Source organism: Oleiphilus sp. HI0066, from assembly GCF_001635725.1.
Genome location: NZ_LWFH01000831.1, coordinates 1 through 293, shown reverse-complemented (window position 1 = coordinate 293; position 293 = coordinate 1). Strand labels below are relative to the sequence as shown.

Genomic DNA, 293 nt, shown 5'->3' with positions numbered 1-293 from the left:
ACGGCTCTACTGTTATCTCTGAAGAAGGTGGTGCAGAGAAAGCAAAAGGCGGTTACAACAAAGTACGTGGCGACAAAGTTATCGCATACGCACGTGGTGTTCTTGATACAGCGGCACCATTGGCTTCTGGGTCACACGTTGGTAGCACTAAGTACGCAATTGAAGGCGGCAAGCTTGTTGTGTCTTTGGCTGACGGTTCAACAACTGGCCTAGCACAAGAAGAGAAGTTCGTTGGTTACACAGGTGATGTTGCGGCGCCGACTTCTATCCTTATTAAGAACAACGGTCTTCAC

General features: G+C 48.8%; 1 pseudogene. It reads left to right on the top strand.

Annotation, left to right across the window (positions count from 1 at the left end):
• Positions 1 to 293 (top strand): annotated as a pseudogene (locus tag A3738_RS30915) (malate synthase G); the annotation flags it as partial.